The organism is Anaerosporobacter sp. (assembly GCF_965301125.1).
This window is the reverse complement of the sequence record NZ_CBDLAM010000230.1, coordinates 1-5,157: the sequence shown is the minus strand read 5'-3', so window position 1 is coordinate 5,157 and position 5,157 is coordinate 1. Positions and strand designations below refer to the sequence as shown.

General features: G+C 33.6%; 9 protein-coding genes and 1 pseudogene. 7 read left to right on the top strand and 3 right to left on the bottom strand.

Going from position 1 to position 5,157, the window contains the following annotated elements; genetic code table 11:
• Positions 1-80: 80 nt before the first annotated feature.
• The 3 genes from ACW2QF_RS17455 to ACW2QF_RS17445 are packed head-to-tail and all read right to left on the bottom strand — an operon-like array spanning position 81 to position 2,182.
• Entirely contained in the window at positions 81-1,295 is a 1,215-nt protein-coding gene (locus tag ACW2QF_RS17455; protein ID WP_455717295.1) for a tyrosine-type recombinase/integrase, read from the bottom strand.
• Between the two features lie 25 nt (positions 1,296-1,320).
• Positions 1,321-1,746: an ImmA/IrrE family metallo-endopeptidase gene (locus ACW2QF_RS17450; protein ID WP_455717294.1), complete on the bottom strand. Its 426-nt coding sequence runs from the start codon at positions 1,744-1,746 to the stop codon at positions 1,321-1,323.
• A 19-nt stretch (positions 1,747-1,765) separates the two neighbouring features.
• The gene (locus tag ACW2QF_RS17445; RefSeq protein ID WP_455717293.1) at positions 1,766-2,182 is read right to left on the bottom strand and encodes a helix-turn-helix domain-containing protein; all 417 of its coding nucleotides are present in this window, start codon (positions 2,180-2,182) and stop codon (positions 1,766-1,768) included.
• 256 nt (positions 2,183-2,438) lie between these two features.
• Between ACW2QF_RS17445 and ACW2QF_RS17440 the strand changes: the two genes are divergently transcribed.
• The 7 genes and pseudogenes from ACW2QF_RS17440 to ACW2QF_RS17410 form a co-directional block, all read left to right on the top strand.
• The gene (locus tag ACW2QF_RS17440; protein WP_455717292.1) at positions 2,439-2,612 is read left to right on the top strand and encodes a helix-turn-helix domain-containing protein; all 174 of its coding nucleotides are present in this window, start codon (positions 2,439-2,441) and stop codon (positions 2,610-2,612) included.
• 39 nt (positions 2,613-2,651) lie between these two features.
• Positions 2,652-3,344 (top strand): ORF6C domain-containing protein, encoded by a 693-nt coding sequence (locus ACW2QF_RS17435; protein WP_455717291.1) that lies wholly within the window; start codon positions 2,652-2,654, stop codon positions 3,342-3,344.
• 11 nt (positions 3,345-3,355) lie between these two features.
• Complete coding sequence (locus tag ACW2QF_RS17430; protein WP_455717290.1) at positions 3,356-3,670, top strand: hypothetical protein; 315 nt, start codon at positions 3,356-3,358, stop codon at positions 3,668-3,670.
• The gene (locus ACW2QF_RS17425; RefSeq protein WP_455717289.1) at positions 3,667-3,909 is read left to right on the top strand and encodes a hypothetical protein; all 243 of its coding nucleotides are present in this window, start codon (positions 3,667-3,669) and stop codon (positions 3,907-3,909) included. The genes ACW2QF_RS17430 and ACW2QF_RS17425 overlap by 4 nt, the downstream gene beginning before the upstream one ends.
• A 77-nt stretch (positions 3,910-3,986) precedes the next feature.
• Positions 3,987-4,529 carry a hypothetical protein gene (locus ACW2QF_RS17420; RefSeq protein WP_455717288.1) on the top strand — a complete coding sequence of 181 codons (543 nt, stop codon included), beginning with the start codon at positions 3,987-3,989 and terminating at the stop codon, positions 4,527-4,529.
• A gap of 14 nt (positions 4,530-4,543) precedes the next feature.
• The gene (locus ACW2QF_RS17415) at positions 4,544-4,798 is read left to right on the top strand and encodes an AbrB/MazE/SpoVT family DNA-binding domain-containing protein (protein WP_455717287.1); all 255 of its coding nucleotides are present in this window, start codon (positions 4,544-4,546) and stop codon (positions 4,796-4,798) included.
• Positions 4,799-4,958: 160 nt separating this feature from the next.
• Positions 4,959-5,157 (top strand): annotated as a pseudogene (locus ACW2QF_RS17410) (hypothetical protein); the annotation flags it as partial.

Below are 5,157 nucleotides of genomic sequence, written 5' to 3'. Positions count from 1 at the left end.
TTGCCTTCCCAAGGCGAGGGTCGCGGGTTCGAATCCCGTCTCGTGCTTGTTGTAATATATGGATTTTCTAGCATTCTATTTTATGCTTTCTTTTGAGCTTCTAACGGTTTTTCTAACGGCTTATTGAAAATGGTGCTTTCTAGCTTAGTAACCGCGGATGAATGCATACTAACAGCAGATGCCTGATAGAAGTTTTGTGTTGTGCTTGTCCGGGCATGACCCAAAACTTCTGATACAACTTTTATATTAACTGATTCTTCATAAATAAGCATAGTTGCAAAACTATGTCTTAAGTTCTTAAGCGGTATCTGTGGGAGTTTACGTTCATTCTCTTTATTATTCCTTATAATCATTTTTCTAAAGTTTTTAGATATGACAGAAGGATTTATTGGATTGTTAAATGAATCTGTTATTATATATTTGCATATATTTGGAGCAGTAACGATACTTTGCCCTATCAGTTGCTGCTTTTTCTTTTGTTCATTTATAGCAGATATAGTAAGCCCCATTAAATCAATTCTTCTATGACTACCATTTGTTTTAAGATCTGTTTCATTTCCGTATTGATCAACTCCCTGATTGAGCAGTACATAAGTGTCATGAAAATCTGACCATTTAAGACCACATGCTTCTGATCGCCTCATTCCGGTTGTAGCAAGTATCAAGAATGGCAGATAATAGTCACTTGTTTGTACACTTTCTAGTGAGAAGAAGTAAAATATATCATCGCTCGACCAAGTATCTTTCTGCTGTAACGCAGGTGATTTTAGTTCCACATCATCACATGGATTCACATCGAGCAACCCCCATTTCTTGGCTGATTTGAATATTGAATTTAATGGAGAATATATTTTTTTCTTAGTTGCTGCAGAGGCAGGAAGCTTTACTAGCTTTTTCTTCCCTAGATTAGTTTCATCATCTATCCACTTGTCTACTTTAAGTTTATAGAAAAATCGTTGCAGATCTTTCGTTTCTATACGGTCTATTTCTATATCTCCAAACACAGGGATAACATGTTTTTGCATATTCCCTTTCATACATATCATTTGTGTAGCAGACTTATAGAGTTCTGGAGCAATCATTTCTACCCAATCACTATAAACTGCTTCAAAGGTTTCATTCTTACCATATTTTATCTTTCCATCATCATATGCATTAAGCAGTTTTCTTAGCTCAGCTTCCGCGACACGTCTAGATGTAAAGCCTTTTCCCCATTTGTGCTTTTTTGTTTCCTTGTCATAGATCACTGGGTACCATTTACCTGTTGATTTTTTTTGCTGTACAGAACCTTTCATAAAATCATCCCTTTCTAAAGTTTTATCATGTTAACCTTAGCCTTATAAGTTCTTCGTCATAGCCAAACATCATTGATAATTGCGCTACAGTGTAATTACTACATTCGTTTAAATCACTATCCGATATGATGCAATACATAGCAAATGTATTCGCTTGCTTTTCTAACTTATCAATAGAAGTAAATGTATTTGCTTTAAAAAAGGGTGTATTGGAATTGGGATGCATAATAGCGTGTCCAAGTTCATGCGCTAATACAATCTTTTCTTCTCTTCTGGATAGATTAGAGTTCAAATATATTTGCTTAATTCTGTATGCGTGGTAATAATACCCCTTTATTGTACCAAGGTCACATCTAGACACTTCAATATCAAGCATTTCACATAATTGGTAAGGAGAATTAGTATTATATTTTTTAAACAATTCATCAACAATACTTTTGATGTTCGACAATTAGATCGCCCCTCTATTATTATTTAAGGTATTTCTTTGGTGTGAATTTCTTTTTTGCTTTAATTTTTGCTGTTTTTATCGCACTTTCTAGGCTAATCTTTAGAAGTTCTTTAGTTTCTTCGTCCAGTACTTCGCCATCGAACATTAGGCCATCTTGTGATTCTAATTGATCTAATGTATCAATTAATTTCTTTGATATATCTCTTTCGTCTTTCGGTGTAAGATCGGATTTCTTATCTCCTATTTCTATTCCAGTCATTAAGTAGTCAACTGTTACCCCAAAGTAATTTGCTATTTTTTGTAACGTTTCAGAACTAGGGGTTGTTTTACCTGACTTCCACGTGCTTAATGTAGCTTGTGTCACACCAGTTTCTTTCGATACTTTATATGCAGATACACCATATTTTAGTAACAATTGTTCAAATATACTATACATTTTTGTTCACCTTTCACAAAATTAGAATACTTAAGCAAAACAAACTAAAAATGTATTGACTAATTAGTTTTACAATGGTATAGTGTACCTATACTTAAGTAAAACTAAGTATATCAAAAATATAGTTTGCTTGTACAAAGTTTAATAGTTATTAATTACTTAATCTCGCAAAATTAAGTATATCACATCACTTAACTAAAATCAAGTAAAACTAACTATAATTAACTATAATTAACAAGAAACGAGGTGACGTTTTATGACAAAATTATACACATGTGATGAAGTAGCTGCTAGATATGGTGTTGAAAAGGCTACAGTATGGAAATGGATTCGTTGCAAAAAATTAGCAGCATTTAAGGTGGGTAAGTGCTACAAGGTTAGCGAAGAACATATCAAGGACTTTGAAACTAGTCAGCTTACAATTGTTTAAATGTACTACATATTAAATAACGCAGAAAGGAAGAAATATATGGACGATTTAAGAATTTTCACAAGCGCAGAATTTGGACAAGTTAGAACCTCTTATTTAGATAGTGAACCAATGTTTTGTTTAACAGACATTTGCAGATCACTAGATTTGTCTCAGCCATCTAAGGTAAAAGAAAGATTAAATGAAAAGGGTGTGAATACTATTCCTACCCTTACACAAGGAGGAATACAAAATTTACTTTATGTTAACGAAAGTAATTTGTACAAGCTAATTTTTCAAAGTAGAAAAGAATCAGCTGAAAGATTTACAGAATGGGTAACAAGTAAAGTACTTCCAGATATCCGAAAAACTGGGACATATCAAAAACCACTTACAACTCAAGAAATAATGAGAGAGCAGCTACTAATGATTGATAATGTAGCAGAACGTGTTTCATTGCTTGAAAATAACATGACAATTGATTACGGACAGCAACGCACATTAGAAAAGTTAGTCAATAATCAAGTTACAGCATTGCTAGGCGGTAAAAAATCAAATGCCTACAAAGAAATCGGTAAAAAGGTATTTGCAGAGTGCAACCATGATATTAAGGATTACTTTAATGTAAATAGCCGAAACAACATTGCTGTAATCGACTTTGATAAGGCTAGACAGTTTATACAAAACTGGAAACCATGTTACACTACACAGTTGCTTATAAATGATTGTAATCAACAAATGTGTATGAGTTAGGAGGACAAGCCTTGAAAGCAGAGTTAAGAAGCATTATTAAGTCCTTGCTAAATATAATTAAGCACATATGTGAAATAGTAAGATTGCTTATCTTAATCGGGATTGAATATGTAGTCAAGTTCGTAATAAAGTGCAAACAAACTATTCACTTTGTAAGTGCAGTATTAGCAGTATTCGTACTGGTTGTAGATGTTCTAGTTAGTTATAAAGGATTTAAGGAGCCGAATTTATTCGGACAAGTATTTCCACAAGTTTTGATTCTAAGCGCACTTTTCTATGTACTAGGAATGTTAAGCATCTTCACAGGGAAGGAGAACAATCATTGAGTAGACACACAAGCAAGCAAAACAGCTTATCTACACAGTTAGGAAAGAAACCTTATGACTGTATGTATGAGAAGAAATCAATAAGAGCAGACCCTAACGAATATGTGTTAGTACCAAAGAGTGTAATTAATAAGTGGAATCAATTATGTAACGATGTTTTAGAAGTAGTTCCTACTTCTGAATCTTATACATTGGCATCAATTATGCTAAGCGAGATGGGTCAAAGAAAAGAATCCTAAGAAACGGCCATTTCAAAGGATTCAAGCACTAAATAAATTAATCAATGTGAGAATATCACAAATAGGAGGATATGTCAATGAGTACTATAACAAAAGTAACAGTAAGAAACTTCGTAGAGGCAGTGGAATATAAAGCTTTAAGAAGCATTGCAAAAAAGTATGATGAGCAAGTAAAGGCAGAAAAAGAAAGAATCATGCTGGAAAGTGGTGTTAGAGCAAACTTAAAGCTAATGCAGGATAAACTATCAGAAATCGACAAGGTGTATGATGAAGTGGAATCAGTATGCAATGCTTGTGCTGAACTTAAATACAACAACCAATGCTACGCTTCAATAGGAAGAGCATTGAATATCAACTTCGAAGCTAGTTTTAATGAGTGTACTACTTTTAACTCAAAGAAGATAGTTGAGCTAGCACAAGAATACGACATTAAAAAAGATAATGTAAAGAATGAATATGCGAAAGTTCTTGCTAGTATAAAGCGGATGGGTTCTGTTAATAAGATGATCAAATACCTTAAAGACCTTGGATTTGATACAACATCTATTGAAAAAGAGCAAACAGCAATAACTACTAATGTAGATACGAAGTATCTGTTCGTGTGCGGTGATAACAAATAAGGAGGATATGTCAAATGAAGAATACAGGAATAGTAAGAAATTTAGATCAATTAGGTAGAATAACACTTCCAAAGGAAATGAGACGTGTACTTGATATTAAAGAAGGTGATCCAATCGAAATTTGGTCTGAAAACAATTCGGTGGTGCTAAAGAAATATGGAAATAAAGACGAATGTATGGCGTGCGGTTCTACAGAAAATCTAATATTAGCTGACGGTGTAACCATTTGTAAGAAGTGTGCAAACAAAGTCATAGAACTTTTTAGGTAGGGGATTTCATGATGCAACTCGTTGGGTGTCCTGATATAACGTGCAAACATAATCATGATGGCAACAAATGTATGTGCTGTACACCTAATCACGAAACAATAACTATTAACAATAAAACTTATAACGTATGCCAATCATACGAAGAATCGGAGGAATATAAATGTCAGTTAAAGAAACAATAATCAAATTATTACAATCAACTAATCGTCCTGGTATGGAGAAACTTATTAATCACATGGAAGAAAAGGGGTTCTTTGAATCTCCTTGTAGTGGCGGAAATCACTTAGCTTGTAAAGGCGGACTGGCAGAGCATAGCCTTAATGTTTTCCAAGTAGCTAATCGTACAGTATTTGTTATGT